Below are 20,579 nucleotides of genomic sequence, written 5' to 3'. Positions count from 1 at the left end.
CCCGCGCGGGGCGGCCCGTCCTACCGCTCGACGGCCAGGCGGACGCCGAAGCCGATGAACACCACTCCGGTGACCTGCTGGAGGCGCCGTTTGACGGCGGGCCGCGACAGCGCGCCGCGCGCCGCGATCGTCGCGACGACGACCAGCCCGAGCCACAGCAGCACCTCGGCGACATGGATGACGCCGAAGAGCATGCTCGTCCCGAACGTCGGTGCCCCGGCCGGGATGAACTGCGGCAGCATGCTCATGTAGAACACGCCGACCTTGGGGTTGAGCAGGTTGCTGACGAGCCCGATCCGCAGCGCGGCGGCTCCCGAGACGTCCGCGCCCGGGGCCTCCTCGGCGTCGTGGGCCTTCCGGCGGGCCGTCCAGAGCGCCCGCCCGCCGAGCCACAGCAGGTAGCAGGCGCCCGCGACGCGCAGCACGTCGAACGCGATCCGCGACGCGGCCAGCAGCGCGGTCAGCCCGGCGGCGCTCGCCGCCGCCCAGCACAGCAGGCCGGAGGCCACCCCGACCCCGGCGAGCAGCCCGGTCCGCCGCCCCCGCGTGGCGGTCGTCCGCAGCACGAGCATCGTGTCGACGCCCGGCACGACCGTCACCAGGGCGGCCACGGCGGCGAAGGTGAGACAGGCTGTGATCATAAAAGCAATTGTGCCAGGAATAATCCGATATGCCATGACCTGACCTTTCATTATGATCAAGGACATGGTGATGACGAAGATCGGCGACCTGGACGTCTCCCCGCTCGCGCTCGGCGGCAACGTGTTCGGCTGGACCGCCGACCGGGAACGATCCTTCGAGGTTCTGGACGCCTACGTCGCGGGCGGCGGCACCTTCCTCGACACCGCCGACCAGTACTCGGCGTGGGTCCAGGGCAACGGCGGCGGCGAGTCCGAGACGATCATCGGTGACTGGACGGCGTCCCGCCGCAACCGCGACGACCTCGTCATCGCGACCAAGGGCGGCCGCCACCCCGACCACATGGGACTGTCCGCGCCGACGATGCGGGCCGCCGTGGACGACTCCCTGAAGCGGCTGCGCACCGACCGCATCGACCTCTACTACACGCACTTCGACGACCCGTCCGTCCCCGTCGAAGAGATCATGACGACGCTGGACGAGCTGGTCACCGCGGGCAAGATCAGGCAGATCGCGGTGTCCAACGTCGAACCCGACCGGCTGCGCGCGTCCCTGGAGTTCAGCGAACGCGAGGGCACCGCCCGCTACGTCGCCATCCAGCCGCACTACAGCCTCGTGTCCCGCGACACCTACGAGGGCGCCCGCCGCGACCTCGCCGAGAAGCACGGGCTGGTGGCCGTCCCGTACTACGGCCTCGCGGCCGGGTTCCTGACGGGCAAGTACCGTCCCGGCGCCACCGTGGACAGCGTCCGGGCGGGCGGCGCGTCCAAGCACACCGACACCGAACGCGGCCGCAACGTCCTCGCCGCGCTCGACGCCGTCGCCGAGGAACAGCACAAGGCCGTCGCGACGATCGCGCTGGCCTGGCTCGCCGCGCGACTCACCGTCGCGACGCCCCTGGCCAGCGCCCGCACCCTCGACCAGCTCCCGCCGCTCCTCGACGTCGCCCGCACGACCCTCACGGCGGACCAAGCCACCCGCCTCACCGAAGCGTCCGCGTAGTCCCTCCATGCCGGACGTCGAATTCCTCCTCGTCGCCGGGCTGGCCGTCATGGTTGGGGCGATCGTGCAGGGCAGCGTCGGCCTCGGCGTCGCGCTCGTCGCGACCCCCATCGTGACGATGCGGTACCCGTCGCTGATGCCGGGGTCGATCCTCGTCGTCGCGGCCGTCCTGCCGCTCGCGACCCTCGCCCACGAGATCAGGGAGGCCGACCTGCGCGGCTTCGGCTGGGCGTTCGCGGGCCGCGTCGTCGGGACTCCGTTCGGCGTCATGCTGGTCGCCGCCGTCCCCGACCGGGCCCTCGGCATCGTGATCGGCGCCGTCGTGCTCGCCGCGCTGGCCGCGACCGCCTGGTCCCGCGAACTCCCGCGCAACCGCCGGACCCTCGCCACCGCCGGGGTCGTCTCCGGCACCACCGGCACCGCGTCCGGCATCGGCGGCCCCCCGCTCGCGCTGCTCTACCAGCACGAACGCGGCCCCCGCGTCCGCGCGACCCTCGCGGTCTTCTTCACCTCCGGCGCCCTGCTGTCCCTCGCCACCCTCGCGCTCGTCGGCCGCCTGCCCATCCGGCAGGTCACGGCGGGCCTGGAACTCCTCCCGTTCGTCCTCGCCGGTTTCCTCGCCGCCGGACCCCTCCGCCGCTACCTGGACGCCGGCCACCTCCGGCGCGCGCTTCTGATCGTCGTCGGCGCGTCGGCGGTGACCCTCATCGCCCGTAACCTGACCTGATGCGCCCCACCAAGGCCGACCTCGAAGCCGCCCGCGACCGCCTCATCCCCGACGTCCTCCCCCCGGACGGCGGGACGCTCCGCGTCCTGTTCAGCGGCATCAACCCCGGCCTCTACTCGGGCGCCACCGGCCACCACTTCGCCCGTCCAGGCAACCGCTTCTGGCCCGCCCTGCACCGCTCCGGCTTCACCGACCGCCTCCTGGACCCGTCCGAACAGAACCTCCTGCCCTCCTACGGCCTGGGCATCACCAACCTCGCCCACCGCACGACAGCCCGAGCCGACGAACTGACAACCACCGAACTCCAGGAAGGCGGCCGCCGCCTAACCGCCCTGGTAGCACGCCACCGCCCGACCTACCTGGCGGTCGCAGGCGTCACCGCCTACCGCACAGCCTTCAGCCACCCCAAAACCCAAATAGGCCCCCAGGAAGACACATTCGGCCCCGCAAGAATCTGGGTCCTCCCCAACCCGAGCGGCCTCAACGCCAGTTGGCCCCTTGGCCGCATAACAGCCGAATTCACCCGCCTCCGCCAGGCCACCGAAGCCCTCAGAACGCCGTGAGCACCTGCGGATCGAAGCGAACGGTGAACGGCTTGTCTGCTTCGATCTTGACTTCCAGGATGTCGCCAGCCGTCGCCCTCTGGTCGAGCCGGTAGGCGCTGACCCTCTCGCCGGTGTGACCGGCTTCGTGTTCGTCCAAGACGAACACCTGGACGACGGGTTCAGGTTTGTAGTCGACCACCCAGTACTGGGGAATTCCCATCGCCGCGTACTCCTGGGGCTTGCGGAAGCGGTCCCTGCTTTCACTTCCGCTGCGCGGTGAGACGACTTCCACCACGAGGAGCAGATCGTGTCCTGGAATGGTGGTCGGGCAGTCGCCCTCGAACCAGGACTTCGCGGTGTGCCGCGGGACGACGATCACATCGGGTTTGCGGACCCCTGACGGTGTGCTGATCTCCCAGTCGCCACCTCGGTCCGCGTAGATGGCGGCACCCGCCTGCTGCGCCGCGGTCTCGATGAGTTCGTGCAGCCTTCGGTACGCGTAGTTGTGGAGCGGATTCGGAGACAGCTTGACCAGCCACCCATCCTCGAGTTCCAGGCCGCGGCCTTCGTCCTCTCGGGCGTGCAGGTCTTCCACCGTGTACGGGCCCGGCCCGCCATGATCGTGCGCGACGCTCACGTTCCGCTCCAGTTGGTGGCATGACAGATCCATGCAGGCACTAGGTTACCCCGCCCGACTTCTGCCACCTAGAGTAGCGGGCTCTTTACTCTCAGGTGACCTTGTTGAGGGTGGCGCGGGCGAACTTCGCGGTTACCTCGGTGACGAGGGAGGGTTTCGGTTCCCAGAGGCCGGGGCGGCCGAGGGCCACGATGGGGCGGGGGAGGGTGCGGACGGAGGCCAGGTGCCAGTGGTGCATGCCCGGGGTCGCCCAGGGGCCGCAGTCGCAGGTGGCGCCGGTGGGGGAGCAGACGGCGTCGAGGTCGGCTACGGCGATGATGGCGCCGATGGCGGCGAGGGGGTCGCGCGGGTCCCAGCCCGCGGCCTGGATGAGGGGGGAGTCGCAGGCCGTCAGGTCGACGCGCATCGAGGCGTGGACCAGGATCGGGCCGCGGTAGGCGGTCGGCAGGGCCTGGTTCGAGACGGTCTTGCCGCCGCGCGCTATCGCGAACGCCCAGGGTTGCTGCACACTGATCGCCTGCACGCGGTACCTCCAGTGCTCGCCCATCCTCCACCGCCACGGGATCCCCCGAGGCCCGGCGAGACGCCGGTACACCGCGCAGTGATGCCCGAGAGGCTAGGCGCATCACGGCGGAAACGCCAGTGGACGAGGCGAGCGGGTTGTCGCCCCGGGACGACCGGAAGTCCGTTCGATTCCCAGGCGGAGCTTCTCTGATCATCCGTGTGACGCGCGAGGCGCCCGGGTGGTTGACGGGCTGGAGGGGTTCGTCTGCCGGGCGGGCGCCGAGACGGCGCCCGCCCGGACTCGCGACTACCAGCCGAGGGCCGGTGGGAGGTCGGTCTGGCCCGCGTCAGGCCAGTCCCGGGGGGCGCCGAGCGGCGCGAGTTCGGCGAGTTGGAGGCGGTACCAGGGTGATGACTCGGGCTTTCCGGTCAGCTCCAGGCAGCGCTCCCACGTCCACCATTCGGCGCGCTCGACCTCCGTGGGGTTCGGGTGGACGTCCCCGTTCGCCGGGACGGTCGCGCGCACGACGGGGCAGCGCTCGTGTTCGACCGTCCCGTCCTCGGCGACGGCCCGGTACCGGAACCGGGGCAGGACGGACGTGAGGGTCGCGTCCGGCATGCCGAGTTCGTCCCGCAGGCGCCGGAGCACCGCGTCGCGGAGCCCCTCGCCGGGGGCGGGGTGGCCGCAGCAGCTTCCCGTCCAGACGCCCGGAAATGTCCGTTTGTCGAGGGCGCGCTGAGTGATCAGCACGCGACCCTCGGTGTCGACGACGTAGCATGAAAATGCCAGGTGGTATGGCGTGTCCTTATGGTGGCTGGCGTTCTTCGGGGCCGTTCCGACGGCCTCGTCATCCGCGTTGAGCAGCACAATCTCTTCGACGCCCATGCTCATTTACTACCTCATGCGCGCCGCCGGGGGCAGCCGTTTCGCGCAGCGGCGGCGGGGGGTCCTCCCCGCGCCGGGGGCGAACCGGGATTAAACTCGGAACGGCCCGAGCCAGGGGAGCCGCGATCCCCGATGGAGGAGTTGAAACGAGTGAGTCTGCTGGAGTCGATCACGGGTCCCGGGGACCTCAAACGACTGGACGCCGCTCAACTGTCTCGGCTCGCGGAGGAGATCCGCGAGTTCCTCATCCAGGCGGTCTCGAAGACCGGTGGCCATCTGGGTCCGAACCTCGGTGCGGTCGAGTTGACGATCGCGCTGCACCGGGTGTTCGACTCGCCGCACGACAAGGTCCTGTTCGACACCGGCCACCAGGCGTACGTGCACAAGATGCTGACCGGGCGGCACGACTTCGACCGGCTGCGCCAGCGCGGTGGGCTGTCGGGGTATCCGAGCCGCGCCGAGTCCGAGCACGACAACATCGAGAACTCGCACGCCTCCACCGCCCTGTCGTACGCCGACGGGTTCGCCAAGGCGTTCCAGCTCCGTGGTGAGGGCGACCGCGCCGTGGTCGCGGTCGTCGGCGACGGCGCGCTGACCGGCGGGATGTGCTGGGAGGCGCTCAACAACATCGCGGCGGGCATCGACCGGCCGGTCATCATCGTGGTCAACGACAACGGCCGCTCGTACTCGCCGACCATCGGCGGCCTCGCCTCCCACCTCGCCGACCTGCGCGTCACGCAGGGGTACGAGAACGCGCTCGACCTCATCAAGAAGACCGTGCCGCGCGCCCCGGTCGTCGGCAACTTCACCTACGAGGCGCTGCACGGCATCAAGAAGGGCATCAAGGACGTCCTCCAGCCGCAGGCCATGTTCGAGGACCTCGGGATCAAGTACGTCGGCCCGATCGACGGCCACGACGAGGACGCCGTCGAGCGCGCGCTGCGCCGGGCCCGCGGGTTCGGCCGCCCGGTCATCGTGCACTGCATCACCACCAAGGGACGCGGCTACGCCCCGGCGGAGAACGACACCGAGGACTGCATGCACGGCGGCGGCGCGTTCGACCCCGCCACCGGCGAGTTCGTCCGCAAGAAGGGCGGCCCCGCCTGGACGAGCGTCTTCGGCGACGAGATGGTCGCGATCGGCCGCGAGCGCGCCGACGTCGTGGGCATCACCGCGGCGATGCTGCACCCGGTCGGGCTCGCGCCGTTCGCCGAGGCGTTCCCCGACCGCGCCTTCGACGTCGGCATCGCCGAGCAGCACGCCGCCACGTCCGCGACGGGGCTCGCGATGGCCGGGATGCATCCGGTCGTGGCCCTGTACGCGACGTTCCTGAACCGCGCGTTCGACCAGGTCCTGATGGACACGGCGCTGCACCGGCAGCCCGTCACGTTCGCGCTGGACCGCTCCGGCGTGACCGGTGACGACGGCGCCAGCCACAACGGCATGTGGGACATGTCGATCCTGCAACTGGTCCCCGGCATGCGCGTCGCGGTGCCGCGTGACGGCGCCCGGCTGCGCGAGCTGCTGCGCGAGTGCGTCGCGGTGTCCGACGGCCCGACCGCGATCCGGTACCCGAAGGGCCCGGCCGCCGAAGACATCGACACGGTCGACACGGTCGGCGGCATGGACGTGCTGGCCCGCCACGACGGCTCGAACGGCGCCCGCGTGCTGCTGGTCGCGGTGGGCGCGATGGCGACGCCCGCCTTGGAGGCCGCCGCGCTCATCGCCGCCCAGGGCATCGGCGTCACCGTCGTCGACCCGCGCTGGGTGAAGCCGCTCGACCCGGCGCTGGCCGACCTCGCCCGCGACCACACGCTCGTCGCCGTCGCCGAGGACAACGGCCGCACCGGCGCCGTCGGCGACGCCGTCGCTCGACTGCTGCGCGACGCGGAGGTCGACGCGCCCATCCGCACGTTCGGCATCCCGCAGGAGTTCCTCGACCACGCCGCGCGGGCCGAGATCCTCACCGAGATCGGGCTGACGCCGCAGGCTCTGGCCCGCGACATCACCGAGCACACCGCCCGGATCACCTCCACCGAGGCGCACGACCCGGACCGGGAGACCTCCGACCGCGACTAGACGCCCTCCGCGGACAGCAGCTGCCAGAAGTGGGTGATGGACGCCGCGGACGTGCCGAGCTCACGTCCGGAGTACGTCCATCGCCCGCTCAGGCGCCAGGGGCGTCCGGCGCCGTCGCGGACGTAGACCTGGAGCGGGAAGCAGGCGTCGTGGGCGCGGATCACGCCGGTGGTGTCGACCGAGGGGTCGAACCGGGGCTCGCCGTCGCACCGCACGCCCATGATGGACGTGCGCGGATCCTGGCGCAGGAGGCCCCGCGTCAGGTCGTAGACGAGTACGGACACGTAGTCGGGGCCCAGCCACCTGAGGTCGGGGACCGTCTCGGGTGGAGGGAACCCGTACAGCTCTGGACCGCCGGTCACAGGCCGCACGGTAGCGTCAGAGTGACATCCCCGTCACTACTTTCGCGGGATATTGCCGCCGGGCCGAATCAGTGCCGGGTGTGGCACGCCGAGGTCATCGCCTCCCAGCGGGCCAGCTTGACGCGGTCGCCGCGGTCGAGGGAGCGGGCGAGCGCGATCTCGGCGGCGTCGAGGTTGAGCCAGTCGTCGTAGGTGACGACGCGCAGGCCGCGCGCCTCCAGCAGTTCCTCGATGGTGCGCTTCGGCGCGGCCTCCCGGTCGGCGGGCAGGTCGGCGAGGAGGTTCCGGACGGTCTCGGCGGCGTCGGACTTGTTGGTGCCGACGACCCCGGTCGGCCCGCGCTTGATCCACCCGGCGACGTACTCGTGGGGGACCGGTCGGCCGTCCGCGTCGAGGACGCGCCCGCCGTCGTTCGGGACGGTCGAGCTGCGCTCGTCGAAGGGGACGCCGTCGAGCGGGACGCTCTGGTACCCGACCGACCGCAGCACCATCCCGACGGGCAGCGTCTCGAACTCGCCGGTGCCGGTGACGCGGCCGGTGTCGTCCAGCCGGGTCCGTTCGAGGCGCAGGCCCTCGACCCGGTCGGTGCCGACGATCTCGACGGGCGCGCGCCAGAACCGCACGTCGATGCGGCGGGGCCGGTCGGGCGGCTCGGCCGTCCAGCCGTTGACGACCTTGACGTTGCCGCGGACGTGCCGGTCGCTCTCGGCCAGCTCGGCGCTCGCGGGGTCGAGATCCATGTCCTCGGGGCTGACGTGGATACCCGCGTTCGGCAGTTCGCCCAGCTCGCGGGCCTCCTTGGTGGTGAACTTCGCCTGCGCGGGGCCGCGCCGTCCGATCATGTGGACGCGCCGCACCCGGCTGCGCGACAGCGTCTCGATGACCTCCTCGGGGACGTCGGTCGCGCGCAGCTCGTCGGCCGTCTTGGCGAGGATCCGGACGACGTCGACCGCGACGTTCCCGACGCCGATCACCGCGGCCTCCTCGACCGACAGGTCGAAGGTGTGGTCGGCGGCGTCGGGATGCCCGCAGTACCAGTTGACGAAGTCGGTCGCGGCGATGCTGCCGGGCAGGTCCTCGCCGGGGATCCGCATGTGCCGGTCGACCATCGCGCCGGTGGAGTAGATCACGGCGTCGTAGCACTCCAGCAGGTCGGCGCGGCCGACGTCGCGGCCGAGCTCGACGCAGCCGAAGAACCGGACGGCCGGGTTCTCCAGCACCTTCTGGAGATACCGGGCGATCGACTTGATGGACGTGTGGTCGGGGGCGACGCCGTACCGGACCAGACCGTACGGGGTGGGGAGGCGGTCGAAGACGTCCACGCGAACGTCCCCGTCGGTCTGCTTGACCAGCGCCTCGGCGGCGTAGATCCCCGCCGGTCCGGAACCGATCACCGCGACGAGCACCGGAGAAGCCATGCGGCCATTGTGCCTACTCGGAGGCCGAACCGACACCGTTATGAGGGTGGCGGACGGGTTCGGTCTTTCGCGGCGACCGTCGCGGACCGCTGCACCCTGCTGTTCCGGTAGCCGTACGCGGCGTAGACGACGATGCCGATCACCAGCCAGGCCAGGAAACGCAACCATGTCTCCACGGGCAGGTTGATCATGACGAACAGACAGCCCAGGACGGACAGCGCGGGCAGCACCGGGACCCAGGGCGTCCGGAACGCGCGCGGCAGGTCCGGACGGGTCCGGCGCATGATCACCACGGCGATCGAGACGACGAGGAACGCGAACAGCGTGCCGATGTTGACCAGCTCCGCGAGTTCGGCGAGCGGGATGAACCCGGCGAGCACCGCGGCGATCCCGCCCATGATGAGCGTCGACCGGTAGGGGGTGCCGAACCGCGGGTGGACGGCCGACAGCCAGCTCGGCAGCAGCCCGTCGCGGCCCATCGCGAAGAAGATCCGGCTCATCCCGAGCAGCAGGATCATCACGACGGTGATGAGCCCGGCGACGGCGCCCACGTCGATGACGGTGGCGAACCCGGGATGCCCGACGGCCTTGAACGCGTCCGCCAGCGGCGCCTCGGTGCTGAGCTCGGTGTAGTGCTGCATGCCGACGACGACGGTCGACACGGCCGCGTACAGGACGGCCGTGATGATGAGGGAGCCGATGAGCCCGATCGGCAGGTCCCGCTGCGGGCGCCGGGCCTCCTCGGCGGCGGTGGCGACGATGTCGAAGCCGATGTAGGCGAAGAACACGATCGAGATGGCGGAGAAGACGCCGAGCCAGCCGTAGGTCGCGGGCGTGATCCCGAACAGGACCTGCATCAGCGGCGCGGCGAGACCGCCCGCCTCCTCGGTCGGTTTGGACGCCGGGATGAACGGCTCGTAGTTCGCGCCCTTGACGAAGAACAGCCCGGCGACGATCACCAGCAGGACCACGAACACCTTGACGGTGACGACCACGGCGGTGACCCGCGAGGAGATCTTGATGCCGAGGATGAGCAGCGCCGTCACCGCGAGCACGAGCGCGATGGCCGGGACGTTGACGGTCCCGCCGTCGCCCGGTGGAGCGGCGATGGACGCCGGTATCGTGACGCCCGCGTCGTCCAGCAGCGAGGCGAAGTAGCCGGACCAGCCGACCGAGACGACCGCCGAGGCGAGCAGCATCTCCAGGATGAGGTCCCAGCCGATGACCCACGCCGGGAACTCGCCGAGCGTCGCGTAGGAGAACGTGTACGCCGATCCCGCGACCGGGACGGTCGAGGCGAACTCGGCGTAGCAGAGCGCCGCGAGCCCGCACACCACGGCGGCGAGGATGAACGACAGCGCGACGGCGGGCCCGGCCTTCTCCCTGGCCACCTGGCCGGTGAGCACGAAGATGCCCGTCCCGATGATGACGCCGACGCCGAAGACGGTGAGATCGAGCGCGGACAGGGCGCGCCGAAGCCGATGCTCGGGCGCCTCCGTGTCGCGGATCGACTGCTCGACCGACTTCGTGCGCAGCAGGTTCATCGAATACCTCCGAGGAGATCCCCGCCTTCAGGCGGGGGAGGAATCGGGCCCCTGTGGAGCGGGCCGGGAACAGGCGATTCGCCGCTGGGCGAACCGCCGTCCACCCCACGAGGGCAAGACTTAACCGATCTTGCGATAATGTGTGAGGCATGGCGCCGACCGTGAAGCGGGCGTTCAAGTACCGCTTCTACCCCACCGCCGAGCAGGCGGCCGAACTCGCCCGCACGTTCGGATGTGTCCGCTTGGTCTATAACCGGGCGTTGGAGGAACGCACCCGGGCCTGGTACATCGAGCAGCGTCGCATGTCCTATGTCGACACCTCGGCCGCGCTCACGGCATGGAAGAAGACCGAGGACCTGGCGTTCTTGAACGAGGTGTCGTCGGTGCCGCTCCAGCAGGCGCTGCGGCATTTGCAGGCCGCGTTCGTCGGGTTCTTCGACAAACGCGTCCGCTATCCGCGTTTCAAGTCGCGTAAGAAGTCCCGGCCGAGCGCGGAGTACACCCGGTCGGCGTTCACGTTCCGCGACGGTGAGCTGAGACTGGCGAAGATGAGCGGGCCGCTGAACATTCGATGGTCGCGTCCGCTGCCCGAGGGGGCCGAGCCGTCCACGGTGACGGTGTCCAAGGACGCGGCCGGGCGGTGGTTCTGCTCGATCCTGTGCGCCGACGCCATCACGCGCCTGGACCCGTCCGAGCGGGCCGTCGGTGTCGACGCCGGGATCACCTCGCTGGTGACCCTGTCGACCGGGGAGAAGATCACCAACCCCCGCCATGAGCGCCGCGACCGTGACCGCCTCGCCCGCGCGCACAAGGAACTGGCCCGCAAGCAGAAGGGATCGGCGAACCGGGACAAGGCCAAGCGGAGACTCGCGCGAGTCCACGCGCGGATCACCGACCGGCGCCGGGACTTCCTGCACAAGCTGACGACTCGGCTCGTCCACGAGAACCAAGTGGTCGTGATCGAGGACCTGAACGTCACGGGCATGACCCGCAACCACTGCTTCGCCCGAGCGATTTCCGACGCGTCGTGGCGCCAGTTGCGGACGATGCTGGAGTACAAGGCCGACTGGTACGGCCGTGACCTGGTGGTGATCGACCGGTGGTTCCCCTCCACCCGGACGTGCTCGCAGTGCGGGACCATCACCCAGAAGATGCCCCTCAACGTGAGGGAATGGCAATGCGGCGGTTGCGGCGCCCGGCACGACCGGGACGTCAACGCCGCGCGTAACGTTCTGGCCGCCGGGCTGGCGGTGTCGGCCTGTGGAGCCGGTGTAAGACCTCAACGGGAGTCCTCCCGGACGGGGCAGTCGGCAGTGAAGCAGGAAACCCACGGGGCGACCCGTGGACTCCCCCGTTCTTAGGCGGGGGAGGAGGTCAATCCCGGTGCCCTTCCGCCCTCCCCTCACCCTCGTGCACATGGCCGTCACCTGAACGTCAGCCCTATGCCCCACAGCGCGCACCTTATGATCAGCTCATCGGCGCCCACGGCGATGACATGCGGAAATGCAGAAAAAGAGGCATCCCGAACCATGGTCGGAATGCCTCTTTTCCCGTTTCGGCCCGGAATCAGGCGGGTGGGGAGGCCGCTCCCGGGGCCAGGAACCGGCGGCCGGTGACGCGTTCGGCGACGCCCGTCCGGTCCAGGTACGGGGTGATGCCGCCGAGGTGGAACGGCCAGCCCGCGCCGAGGAGCATGCAGAGGTCGATGTCCTCGGGCGCGGCGACGACGCCCTCGTCCAGCATGATCCGGACCTCGTCGGCGAGCGCGCTCAGCGCCCGGTCGAGGACCTGTTCCTCGGTGGACGGGTTCGTCCCGCCGCCGAAGATCTCCACGACCTCCGGGTCGAGCGAGAAGTCCGGCAGGTACACGCCGGGCTTGCCGGACGCGACCAGCTTGGCCAGGTTGCCCGACAGCGGGAACCGGTCGGGGAACGCGCCGTGCAGCGTCTCGTTGACGTGCAGCGCGATCGCCGGGCCGACCAGGCCCATCAGCACGAACGGCGGCATCGGCAGCCCCAGCGGCTGCGCGGCGCGCTCGGCCGTCTCGATCGGGGTGCCCTCGTCCACGGCCTGGACGATCTCGGCGAGCAGCCGCAGCAGCACGCGGTTGACCACGAACGCCGGGGCGTCCTTGACCAGCACGCACGACTTCTTGAGCGCCTTGCCGGTCGCGAACGTGGTGGCGAGCGTCGCTTCGTCGGTCTGCCCGCCACGGACGATCTCCAGCAGCGGCAGCACCGCGACCGGGTTGAAGAAGTGGAACCCGACGACGCGCTCAGGATGCGCCAGCCCGGCCGCCATCTCGGTGACCGACAGCGAGGAGGTGTTGGTCGCGAGGACGCACTCGGCGGAGACGTGCTCCTCGATCTCCGCGAACACCTTCCGCTTGACCGCCATTTCCTCGAAGACGGCTTCGATGACGAAGTCGGCCTCGGCGAAGGCGTCCTTGCCGAGCGAACCGGTGATCAGCGCTTTGAGCCGGTTGGCCTTGTCGGGGGAGAGGCGGCCCTTTCCGAGCAGTTTGTCGATCTCGGCGTGCGCGTGGCCGACGCCCTTGTCGAGCCGTTCCCGGTCGAGGTCGGTCAGCACGACCGGGACTTCCAGTCGGCGCGCGAACAGCAGCGCGAGCTGAGACGCCATCAGCCCGGCACCGACGACGCCGACCTTGGCGACCGGACGGGCCAGCGCCTTGTCGGGCGCCCCGGCGGGCTTCTTCGCGCGCTTCTGGGTGAGGTCGAAGGCGTAGAGCCCGGCGCGCAGCTCGTCGCTGATGATCAGGTCGGCCAGGGCCTCGTCCTCGGCGGCGAAGCCCTCGTCACGGGTGCGGTCCTTGGCGGCGGCGATCAGGTCGAGCGCCCGTACGTAGGACGGCGCGGCGCCGTGCAGCCTGCCGTCGACGTTCCAGCGGGCCATCGCGACGGCGTCGTCCCACGCCTTGCCCGTGTCGACCTCCGGCCGCTGGACGGTGATCTCGCCGGTCAGGACGCGGGCCGTCCACGCGAGCGACTCCTCCAGGAAGTCGGCCGGTTCGAAGATCGCGTCCGCGATGCCCAACTCGTGCGCCCGCGGGCCCCTCAGCATCCGGTTCTGGGCCAGCGGGTTGTCGATGATGACCTTGAGGGCGTTCTCCGCGCCGATCAGGTTCGGCAGCAGGTACGTCCCGCCCCAGCCGGGCACCAGGCCGAGGAACGTCTCGGGCAGCGCGAACGCCGGGACGCCGGACGAGATCGTCCGATATGTACAGTGCAGCCCGATCTCGACGCCGCCGCCCATCGCCGCGCCGTTGTAGTAGGCGAACGACGGCACGTCCAGCTCGCCGAGCCGCCGGAACACGTCGTGGCCGAGCCGGGCGATCGCCAGGGCGTCGTCGCGGGTCCTGACCAGCGGGACGCCCTTGAGGTCGGCGCCCACGGCGAAGATGAACGGCTTGCCGGTGACGGCCACGGCCGCGACGTCGTCGCGTCCGGCGACCGTGTCGATGGCCGCGTCCAGCTCGCCGAGGCCGCCGGGGCCGAACGTGTTGGGCTTGGTGTGGTCGTGCCCGTTGTCCAGCGTGATCAGCGCGAGCGTGCCCGCGCCGTAGGGCAGCGTCACGTCCCGGACGTGGGCGTGCGTGACGACTTCGTCGGCGAAGACTTCCCCGAGGCTGCTCACTTCGTGCCCTCCCATGCGGCGTTCTCCCAGAGGACGGTCCCGCCCATGCCCATTCCCACGCACATCGTGGTCAGTCCGTAGCGGACGTCGGTGCGCTCTCCGAAATGGCGGGCCAGCTGGTTCATCAGCCGGACGCCGGACGAGGCGAGCGGATGGCCGAGGGCGATCGCGCCGCCCCACGGGTTCACCCGCGCGTCGTCGTCGGCGAGCTTGAAGTGCTCCAGGAACGCCAGCACCTGCACGGCGAACGCCTCGTTGATCTCGATGAGGCCGATGTCGTCCATGGTGAGGGCGTTGCGGGCGAGGAGCTTCTCGGTGGCGGGGACGGGCCCGACGCCCATCACCTCCGGCTCCACCCCGGCGAACGCGAAGTCGACCAGCCGCATCCGCGCGGTCAGCCCGAGTTCGGCGGCGACGTCCTCGGCGGCGATCAGGCAGGCGGTGGCGCCGTCGTTCAGCCCGGCGGCGTTCCCGGCCGTGACGTTGCCGTGCGCGCGGAACGGGGTCTTCAGCCCGGCCAGGTCGTCCATCGTGGTGCCTGGACGTGGCGGCTCGTCCCGCGTCGCGAGCCCCCAGCCCTTGTCCTGCGAGCGGATAGCGGTCGGGACGAGATCCGGCTGGATCTTCCCGGCCGCGTACGCCTCGGCGACCTTCCGCTGGCTGCGCACCGCGTAGGCGTCGGCGCGCTCGCGGGTGATGCCGGGGAACCGGTCGTGCAGGTTCTCCGCCGTCGAGCCCATGACCAGGGCGGACGGGTCGACGAGCTTCTCGGCGAGGAACCGCGGGTTCGGGTCGACGCCCTCGCCCATCGGGTGCCGCCCCATGTGCTCGACGCCGCCCGCGATGGCGACGTCGTAGGCGCCGAACGCGATGCCGGACCCGGACGTGGTGACGGCCGTCATCGCGCCCGCGCACATGCGGTCGATCGCGTAGCCGGGCACGCTCTTCGGCAGCCCGGCCAGCACGGCGGCGGACCGCCCGATGGTCAGGCCCTGGTCGCCGGTCTGGGTGGTGGCGGCGATGGCGACCTCGTCCACCCGGTCGGGCGGGAGGGACGGGTTGCGGCGCAGCAGTTCGCGGATCGCGCGGACGACCATGTCGTCGGCGCGGGTCTCCGCGTACAGGCCCTTCGGGCCGGCCTTGCCGAACGGCGTGCGGACGCCGTCGACGAACACGACGTCGCGTGCGGTGCGAGGCACGGGATCGCCCTCCCTGCGGTGAGGCTCCGGTGAGTCACCCCCAATGCTACTCGCTAGTAACCGACGGCCGGGGAGAGGCTCGCGGACAGCGGCAACCGAATGGTGATGGACAGGCCGCCGCCGCTGCGCGGGACCGTCTCGATCATGCCGCCGTGCGCGTCCACCACCGCCCGGACGATCGACAGGCCGAGGCCCGCGCCGTCGGCCGACCCCGTCCGGTCCCGCACTCCGTTCTGTGTCCCGTTTCGCGCGTCGTCGCGCGGTCCGGTTCGGGTGGGGCGCAGCCGCCGGAACGGCTCGAAGATCGTCGCGACCTCGTAGGGCGGGACGGATCGGCCGGTGTTGACGACCTGGAGAAACGCGGCGCCGTCCCGCACGCCCGTCCGGACCCACACGCGACCGTCCCGCACGTTGTACTTGACGGCGTTCTCCAGCAGGTTCACCGCGCACCGCTCCAGCAGCACGGGATCGCCGGACACGATGGCGGGCGCGAGCCGGGCCTCCACGTCCACGGACGCCTCGTCGGCCTGCCCGTCGAGATGGCCGAGCGCGCCGCGCACCACGTCCGGCAGCGGCGTGTCCGTCCGCTCGCCGAGGGCCCGCTCGGACCGGGCCAGCGTCAACAGTCCCTCGATGAGGCGTTCGTGGCGGGCGGTGTTGCCGAGCAGCACGTCCGCGAGCGCCTTCGTCTCCGGCGGGTTGCGGCGGCTGGCGAGCGCGACCTCCAGCACCGTCCGGTTGATGGTGAGCGGGGTGCGCAGTTCGTGCGACGCGTTGGCGACGAACCGGCGCTGGGTGTCGAACGCGCGGTTCAGCCGGTCCAGCATCCGGTTGAACGTGTCGGCCAGGTCCTGGATCTCGTCCTGCGGGCCGTCCAGCGCGATCCGCTCGTGCAGGTTGCTCTCCGACAGCCGCCGCGCCGCCGCCGTGACGGTGTGCAGCGGGCGCAGCATCCGTCCCGCCACCACGTACCCGATCACCACGGCCAGGACGCCGAGCACCAGCATCGTGACCAGGGAGCTTTGCAGGAGCTGCGCCAGCACGTCGTGCTTCTGCCGGGCCAGCTCCCGGTCCGCCTCCGCCTTCAACGTCGTCAGGCCGGACAGGTCGCCGGCGGTGCCGATGTTCCGCAGCCTCGCGAGGGCCGCCGGGTCGAGACGGTCGTTCGCGGTGAATCGCCCGTCCAGGGTGCGGACGGTCAACAAGTACGTCACCGCGACCAGGACCGCCGAGGTGAGCATGAACAGCGACCCGTACACGAGCGTCAGCCGCGTCCGGACGTTCAGCCTGGGCGCGTTCATCGGGTCTCCAGCCGGTAGCCGGAGCCCGTCACCGTCTCGATCACCGGCGGCTCGCCCAGCTTGCGGCGCAGCGTCGCCATCGTGACCCGGACGATGTTGCTGAACGGGTCGATGTGCTCGTCCCACGCCCGTTCCAGCAGCCGTTCGGCGCTCACCACACCGCCCTCCGCCCGCAGGAGTTCCTCCAGGACGGCGAACTCCTTGTTCGTCAGCCGGAGCTCCCGGCCGTCGCGCGCGACCCGGCGCCGGTGCGGGTCGAGCCGGATGCCGCGCCGTTCCAGTACCGGCGGCACCGGCGGCCCGGACCGCCGGGCCAGCGCCCGCACGCGCGCGACCAGCTCGTCGAACACGAACGGCTTCGGCAGGTAGTCGTCGGCGCCGAGCGACAGCCCGGCCACGCGGTCGTCCACGTCACCGGCCGCGGTCAACATCAGGATCCGCGCGTCGCCGTGCCGTCGCACCAGCTCCCGGCACACGTCGTCGCCGTGGACGCCCGGCAGGTCCCGGTCCAGGACCACCACGGCGTACTCGTTGTACGAGGCCCGGTCCAGGGCGTCGTCGCCGTCGTACACCACGTCGACGGCGATCGCCTGGTCGCGGAGCCCCTCGGCGATCGCGTCCGCGAGCACTCGTTCGTCCTCGACGATCAGAACACGCATGCGGCCGATCATGTCCGGCGGGACGTTAAACGCCGGTAAGGGAAGCGGGGGGCGGGGTGGTGAGCGCGTGGTCTACGGCTGGACCGAGATCACGTCGTACGGGGTGTCGGGAGCGGGCTTGGTGTTGAAGCGGGCGTTCGGCAGGTACAGGCGGTCACCGGCCTGCGCCACGCTGGTCGGGACGTCGAACCGCGGGTCGGTCAGCTTCTTGACGATCTTGCCTTCGGTGGCGTCGGCGTTCAGCTCGATCACGGCGACGGTGTTGAGCTGGTTCTGCACCGCGTAGGCCGTCGTGCCGTCGGCGTAGAGGCCGTCCCCGGCCGTCAGGACCTCGCCGTGCAGGTCGACCGCCTTCGTGACGCCGGTCGCCGGGTCGACCTTGAACAGCTTCCCGGCGTTGGACTGGATGAGCAGCAGCGAGTGCCCGTCCGGCGCCATCGTGATGCCGTTGGCGTTGAAGCCGTCCTTGTAGACGATGTCTCCGGTCAGCGGCAGGGTCGTGACCGGCCCGCACCCGTCGAGCGGGGTCATGTAGAGCGTGGGGTTGGTCGAGTCGGTGTACCAGGCTCCTTCCTTCGTGACGACGACGTCGTTGATGAAGGACGCCTTGTCCGTGAGCTTGAAGTTCTGGAGGACCTCGCCGGTCTTCGCGTCCAGGGTCCGCGCGTCTCCGGCCCTCCCTCCGGCCACGTACAGCTTGTCGCCGAGGGTCTCCATGCCGAGCGACGGCGTCCCGGGGCCCTTGTTGATCACCGTGCCCTTTCCGGTCTCCAGGTCGGCCCGGTAGATCGCGCCCGACGACCGGGAGCTGACGAACGCCACCGGCCCCGGACCGGCCGCGATGCCCTCGGGCTGGAACCCCGCGGGCAGCGCAATCTGGTCCGGCGGAGCCGTTGCCGCCTGCGCGGTCGCGCCCATCGGAATCAACAGTCCGATGATCACCGCTGTACCGAGAATTCGAGATCTCATGGACCCAAACGTCTCGCATCACGCCCACACCGACCAGACCCATCTCTCGCCGCTATGACCGACCAATTCACAAAGCCCCAGCGTACCGGGGTTGCCAGGCCTGAACACGGCCCACAGCGACAATGGGGAGCCATTAGGCCGTGAGATCTGGTTTCGCCTGGCAGGCTGAGAACACAGAAAACCCCGGGCCCAAGCGGCTGACGGGGGATCTCTGTGCGCTCTGGAGGTTTTCGAGTGTTTTGGCGAACCGGCGAAAGTCCGTGAAACCCAGGGCCCTATTGGACGCCCTGCGCTCAGAAACACTGACCCGCAAGGTGTACGCCCTACGCCTCTTCGGCATCCGCGTTCTCGCCCTACTGGTCCCCGCCTAAGCGGCGCGCTCGCCTAGCAGCTACACGCCCCAACACCGAAATCAACCCCACCCCCGTCAAAGCCCCGATCATGAGACCCCAGAGACGGCGACGGCGGGGGCTTGGTGCGGGAGCGGACGCACGGTGGTATTCCTCATCAAGGATCTGGTGGAAGCGGCGGGCGCGCCGAGTTTCCGACGTACTCATCCGCACTTGACGAGCTTCACGCCAGAAAGCACGTCCTGGATGGGCGCTGAACATCTCCCGGGAAATCGCGCGTAGGCGCGTCTCTGGGAGGGCCTTCGTCTCGAACGACATCTGCCATTCCGAGATGATCATGTTGATGTACATGAGCTGCCGACGTGCCTTACGGCTCTCACCTGCCGGGACCGGCCCCCACGCCTCGTCGAGATCGGGATCGTCCATGGCCATCTTGAGCAGTTCCGCTATCGCGATGCGGCGCGCCTCCTCGCGGCTGATCTTCGTTTCGCGTGCCTGGAGGATGAGGGTGGCCACGATGCCGACCAACGCGACGGCGGCGACGAGCGCCGATGCCGCACCGTAGGTCTGGCCTATGAAGCTCAGCCGCTCCCACCGCTCAGTGGAGCCGTCGAACGCGCGCAGGGCCCACGGGGACACGCCGATCAGGCCGATGACCACCATGGTCAGGAGGCTGAGACCGAACGTCCTCAGCCCGCGACGGCCCATGCGAACGGAAGGCATCCATGAACGATAGATCAGACGGTCGGCGCGGGCAGCGGGGCGACCTCTCGCTCGAAGAAGTCGAGGAGCGGTTCCCCCTTGTGGAACAAGTGGGCGATCTCGGACGCCACCGTACTGATCAGGTGGGGGACGTCAACGCGTTTGGCCCCGTCCGGCGTCCAATCAGGCTGGTAGCGAATCTGGTAGAGAACCTGCCCGCCGATGACCACGACCTCGGGCACCTGACGACGACTCTCGAATGACGCGAGTTCCGCCGCAGGAAGCACGCTCAGCTCGAAGCCCGCTTCCGCGAGCATCCGTAGCGCGTACAACTCCCACTGGACGTAGGGCGTCAACGGAGTTTCGACCACGCGAACGCGCTTGATTGTCAAGCCTTGCCGCCGGTTCTGACGAGCCTCCGCACTGATGGCGTCACGGTCCTTCTCCAAGAGATCCAGGGCGCGTTGCCAGTCTCCGGCCGAAAAGGCCTCCCAACTGGGGTCGTCGACCTCTCGAAAGGTCTGGGAGCGTTCGAGCTTCCAGATCACCCCCCGGAGGCCCTCGACGTGGCGCGCGAAGTCACTGTGGTAGGCCGCGTGATCCAGCTCGTCACCAGGGATCTCGGGAATCCGGTCAAGCATCTGGGATGTCCGGTTTCGCGGCGGCGAGCAGCCGACCGGAGATGATCACAAGGCGCTCATCGGTGCCGATGCTCACACCTGGCGGAAGCCGATCGCTGTAGGCGCTGGTGGCATCGCGGCCGATCACGGCGATGTCGCCGTTGTCCATCTGCCAGATCTCCGGGCAGTCCTGCGTCGTACGGCTGTCTCCCACCTCGGCGGCCGTCTTGCCCAGCCGCCGACGGAATCCAGCGTCGTGATCGGCTTCCCATGGCCTGGTCATGATGTGGCTCACTTCCAGTCGCTGACAACAGTAGAAATTTTCCCACTGAAGCACAGGACCAACAAGCCCTGTCCATTATGTCCATTCAGCGATAATTTGCCATGAAAGTGACGTTGGATGGCCGAATTATCGGCCGCCAGCTCGGCTTTCAGTTCCTCCGGTTGCGCACCCCGCTGCTGGCTGTCGAATCATTCTTCGAAAAGCTCAGGAAGATACGGCTCGAACCGGGAGGCCGGACACTCAAGATCCAGGCCGCGTCCTCTTCCGGCCAGCAAGCGACGACGACGCTGGACGTCGGCGGCGCCCATCGCGGCACCGGCCGCCACACGTTGTCGCGTCAGACCCTGGACTACGTGACCGTGGCGGCCCGCCGACACCGTAGGGCCATCGGCAGCAAGGGCCGGACGATCACGCCCGGCAAGCGCTGATAGTGCTGGTCCACGTACGCAAGGGCCGAACGGGAAAGCTCCAGCGAGGACTCCGGGACATACTCGCTGTC

21 protein-coding genes are annotated in these 20,579 nt (G+C 69.9%); 6 read left to right on the top strand and 15 right to left on the bottom strand.

All coding sequences use genetic code 11. The annotated features are described in order from the left end of the window. Nucleotides 1-20 precede the first annotated feature (20 nt). The gene (locus ABD808_RS36685; protein WP_344907504.1) at nt 21-641 is read right to left on the bottom strand and encodes a LysE family translocator; all 621 of its coding nucleotides are present in this window, start codon (nt 639-641) and stop codon (nt 21-23) included. A gap of 64 nt (nt 642-705) precedes the next feature. On the opposite strand from ABD808_RS36685, the gene ABD808_RS36680 reads away from it, so the two are divergent. From ABD808_RS36680 to mug, 3 genes are read left to right on the top strand one after another with little or no spacing between them, the layout of a single operon-like run. Then, complete coding sequence (locus ABD808_RS36680) at nt 706-1,641, top strand: aldo/keto reductase (RefSeq protein WP_344907501.1); 936 nt, start codon at nt 706-708, stop codon at nt 1,639-1,641. A 7-nt stretch (nt 1,642-1,648) separates the two neighbouring features. Further along, nucleotides 1,649-2,368: a sulfite exporter TauE/SafE family protein gene (locus ABD808_RS36675; protein ID WP_344907498.1), complete on the top strand. Its 720-nt coding sequence runs from the start codon at nt 1,649-1,651 to the stop codon at nt 2,366-2,368. Next, nucleotides 2,368-2,931, top strand: a complete 564-nt coding sequence (gene mug, locus ABD808_RS36670; protein WP_344907495.1) for a G/U mismatch-specific DNA glycosylase — start codon at nt 2,368-2,370, stop codon at nt 2,929-2,931. Before ABD808_RS36675 ends, mug begins: the two co-directional genes overlap by 1 nt. Here mug and ABD808_RS36665 read toward each other — a convergent pair. The 3 genes from ABD808_RS36665 to idi form a co-directional block, all read right to left on the bottom strand. Further along, nucleotides 2,918-3,550, bottom strand: a complete 633-nt coding sequence (locus ABD808_RS36665; RefSeq protein ID WP_344907492.1) for a Uma2 family endonuclease — start codon at nt 3,548-3,550, stop codon at nt 2,918-2,920. The genes mug and ABD808_RS36665 overlap by 14 nt on opposite strands. A 91-nt stretch (nt 3,551-3,641) precedes the next feature. Then, nucleotides 3,642-4,073 carry an ASCH domain-containing protein gene (locus ABD808_RS36660; protein ID WP_344907489.1) on the bottom strand — a complete coding sequence of 144 codons (432 nt, stop codon included), beginning with the start codon at nt 4,071-4,073 and terminating at the stop codon, nt 3,642-3,644. 288 nt (nt 4,074-4,361) lie between these two features. Further along, complete coding sequence (gene idi, locus ABD808_RS36655; protein ID WP_344907678.1) at nt 4,362-4,940, bottom strand: isopentenyl-diphosphate Delta-isomerase; 579 nt, start codon at nt 4,938-4,940, stop codon at nt 4,362-4,364. Nucleotides 4,941-5,090: 150 nt separating this feature from the next. Between idi and dxs the strand changes: the two genes are divergently transcribed. Continuing rightward, nucleotides 5,091-7,019, top strand: a complete 1,929-nt coding sequence (gene dxs / locus ABD808_RS36650; protein WP_344907486.1) for a 1-deoxy-D-xylulose-5-phosphate synthase — start codon at nt 5,091-5,093, stop codon at nt 7,017-7,019. On the opposite strand, the gene ABD808_RS36645 is transcribed toward dxs, so the two are convergent. The 3 genes from ABD808_RS36645 to ABD808_RS36635 all read right to left on the bottom strand — a co-directional run bounded on the left by ABD808_RS36645 (nt 7,016) and on the right by ABD808_RS36635 (nt 10,343). Further along, nucleotides 7,016-7,381, bottom strand: coding sequence for a hypothetical protein (locus ABD808_RS36645; RefSeq protein ID WP_344907483.1), 366 nt, complete (start codon nt 7,379-7,381; stop codon nt 7,016-7,018). The genes dxs and ABD808_RS36645 overlap by 4 nt on opposite strands. Nucleotides 7,382-7,449: 68 nt before the next feature. Continuing rightward, on the bottom strand, nt 7,450-8,799 hold the full coding sequence (locus ABD808_RS36640; RefSeq protein ID WP_344907480.1) for an FAD-dependent oxidoreductase: 1,350 nt from the start codon (nt 8,797-8,799) through the stop codon (nt 7,450-7,452). A 38-nt stretch (nt 8,800-8,837) separates the two neighbouring features. Further along, the gene (locus ABD808_RS36635; RefSeq protein ID WP_344907477.1) at nt 8,838-10,343 is read right to left on the bottom strand and encodes an amino acid permease; all 1,506 of its coding nucleotides are present in this window, start codon (nt 10,341-10,343) and stop codon (nt 8,838-8,840) included. A 149-nt stretch (nt 10,344-10,492) separates the two neighbouring features. Between ABD808_RS36635 and ABD808_RS36630 the strand changes: the two genes are divergently transcribed. After that, a complete protein-coding gene (locus tag ABD808_RS36630) occupies nt 10,493-11,704 on the top strand; it encodes an RNA-guided endonuclease InsQ/TnpB family protein (protein WP_344907474.1) in 1,212 nt (403 codons plus the stop codon). A 205-nt stretch (nt 11,705-11,909) separates the two neighbouring features. Here ABD808_RS36630 and ABD808_RS36625 read toward each other — a convergent pair whose 3' ends face one another. From ABD808_RS36625 to ABD808_RS36590, 8 genes are all read right to left on the bottom strand, one after another. Next, nucleotides 11,910-13,997, bottom strand: coding sequence for a 3-hydroxyacyl-CoA dehydrogenase NAD-binding domain-containing protein (locus ABD808_RS36625; RefSeq protein ID WP_425549021.1), 2,088 nt, complete (start codon nt 13,995-13,997; stop codon nt 11,910-11,912). Continuing rightward, nucleotides 13,994-15,196 carry a thiolase family protein gene (locus ABD808_RS36620; protein WP_344907469.1) on the bottom strand — a complete coding sequence of 401 codons (1,203 nt, stop codon included), beginning with the start codon at nt 15,194-15,196 and terminating at the stop codon, nt 13,994-13,996. The genes ABD808_RS36625 and ABD808_RS36620 overlap by 4 nt, the downstream gene beginning before the upstream one ends. A 53-nt stretch (nt 15,197-15,249) precedes the next feature. Further along, on the bottom strand, nt 15,250-16,497 hold the full coding sequence (locus ABD808_RS36615; RefSeq protein WP_344907466.1) for a sensor histidine kinase: 1,248 nt from the start codon (nt 16,495-16,497) through the stop codon (nt 15,250-15,252). Then, the gene (locus ABD808_RS36610; protein WP_344907464.1) at nt 16,494-17,156 is read right to left on the bottom strand and encodes a response regulator transcription factor; all 663 of its coding nucleotides are present in this window, start codon (nt 17,154-17,156) and stop codon (nt 16,494-16,496) included. The genes ABD808_RS36615 and ABD808_RS36610 overlap by 4 nt, the downstream gene beginning before the upstream one ends. Nucleotides 17,157-17,228: 72 nt before the next feature. Then, nucleotides 17,229-18,125, bottom strand: a complete 897-nt coding sequence (locus ABD808_RS36605; RefSeq protein ID WP_344907462.1) for an SMP-30/gluconolactonase/LRE family protein — start codon at nt 18,123-18,125, stop codon at nt 17,229-17,231. A gap of 353 nt (nt 18,126-18,478) precedes the next feature. Continuing rightward, entirely contained in the window at nt 18,479-19,138 is a 660-nt protein-coding gene (locus ABD808_RS36600) for a DUF6082 family protein (RefSeq protein WP_344907461.1), read from the bottom strand. Between the two features lie 74 nt (nt 19,139-19,212). Further along, nucleotides 19,213-19,818 (bottom strand): DUF6879 family protein, encoded by a 606-nt coding sequence (locus tag ABD808_RS36595; protein WP_344907459.1) that lies wholly within the window; start codon nt 19,816-19,818, stop codon nt 19,213-19,215. Beyond that, nucleotides 19,811-20,080: a hypothetical protein gene (locus tag ABD808_RS36590; RefSeq protein WP_344907676.1), complete on the bottom strand. Its 270-nt coding sequence runs from the start codon at nt 20,078-20,080 to the stop codon at nt 19,811-19,813. Before ABD808_RS36590 ends, ABD808_RS36595 begins: the two co-directional genes overlap by 8 nt. Before the next feature lie 101 nt (nt 20,081-20,181). On the opposite strand from ABD808_RS36590, the gene ABD808_RS36585 reads away from it, so the two are divergent. Next, entirely contained in the window at nt 20,182-20,508 is a 327-nt protein-coding gene (locus ABD808_RS36585) for a hypothetical protein (protein WP_344907457.1), read from the top strand. The last annotated feature ends 71 nt before the right edge of the window (nt 20,509-20,579 follow it).

It is taken from the genome of Actinomadura meridiana, assembly GCF_039537545.1.
Taxonomy (GTDB): domain Bacteria; phylum Actinomycetota; class Actinomycetes; order Streptosporangiales; family Streptosporangiaceae; genus Spirillospora; species Spirillospora meridiana.
Note: the sequence above shows the minus strand (reverse complement) of the source record. Positions and strands in the feature narration are given on the sequence as shown.

Excerpts from the sequence above, each read along its gene's own strand:
- ABD808_RS36640 (WP_344907480.1), bottom strand. The coding sequence starts at position 8,799 with ATGGCTTCTCCGGTGCTCGTCGCGGTGATCGGTTCCGGACCGGCGGGG.
- ABD808_RS36605 (WP_344907462.1), bottom strand. The coding sequence starts at position 18,125 with ATGAGATCTCGAATTCTCGGTACAGCGGTGATCATCGGACTGTTGATT.
- ABD808_RS36590 (WP_344907676.1), bottom strand. The coding sequence starts at position 20,080 with ATGACCAGGCCATGGGAAGCCGATCACGACGCTGGATTCCGTCGGCGG.
- ABD808_RS36635 (WP_344907477.1), bottom strand. The coding sequence starts at position 10,343 with ATGAACCTGCTGCGCACGAAGTCGGTCGAGCAGTCGATCCGCGACACG.
- ABD808_RS36610 (WP_344907464.1), bottom strand. The coding sequence starts at position 17,156 with ATGCGTGTTCTGATCGTCGAGGACGAACGAGTGCTCGCGGACGCGATC.
- ABD808_RS36680 (WP_344907501.1), top strand. The coding sequence starts at position 706 with ATGGTGATGACGAAGATCGGCGACCTGGACGTCTCCCCGCTCGCGCTC.
- ABD808_RS36685 (WP_344907504.1), bottom strand. The coding sequence starts at position 641 with ATGATCACAGCCTGTCTCACCTTCGCCGCCGTGGCCGCCCTGGTGACG.
- ABD808_RS36615 (WP_344907466.1), bottom strand. The coding sequence starts at position 16,497 with ATGAACGCGCCCAGGCTGAACGTCCGGACGCGGCTGACGCTCGTGTAC.
- mug (WP_344907495.1), top strand. The coding sequence starts at position 2,368 with ATGCGCCCCACCAAGGCCGACCTCGAAGCCGCCCGCGACCGCCTCATC.
- idi (WP_344907678.1), bottom strand. The coding sequence starts at position 4,940 with ATGGGCGTCGAAGAGATTGTGCTGCTCAACGCGGATGACGAGGCCGTC.
- ABD808_RS36600 (WP_344907461.1), bottom strand. The coding sequence starts at position 19,138 with ATGGTGGTCATCGGCCTGATCGGCGTGTCCCCGTGGGCCCTGCGCGCG.
- ABD808_RS36630 (WP_344907474.1), top strand. The coding sequence starts at position 10,493 with ATGGCGCCGACCGTGAAGCGGGCGTTCAAGTACCGCTTCTACCCCACC.
- ABD808_RS36585 (WP_344907457.1), top strand. The coding sequence starts at position 20,182 with ATGAAAGTGACGTTGGATGGCCGAATTATCGGCCGCCAGCTCGGCTTT.
- ABD808_RS36595 (WP_344907459.1), bottom strand. The coding sequence starts at position 19,818 with ATGCTTGACCGGATTCCCGAGATCCCTGGTGACGAGCTGGATCACGCG.
- ABD808_RS36675 (WP_344907498.1), top strand. The coding sequence starts at position 1,649 with ATGCCGGACGTCGAATTCCTCCTCGTCGCCGGGCTGGCCGTCATGGTT.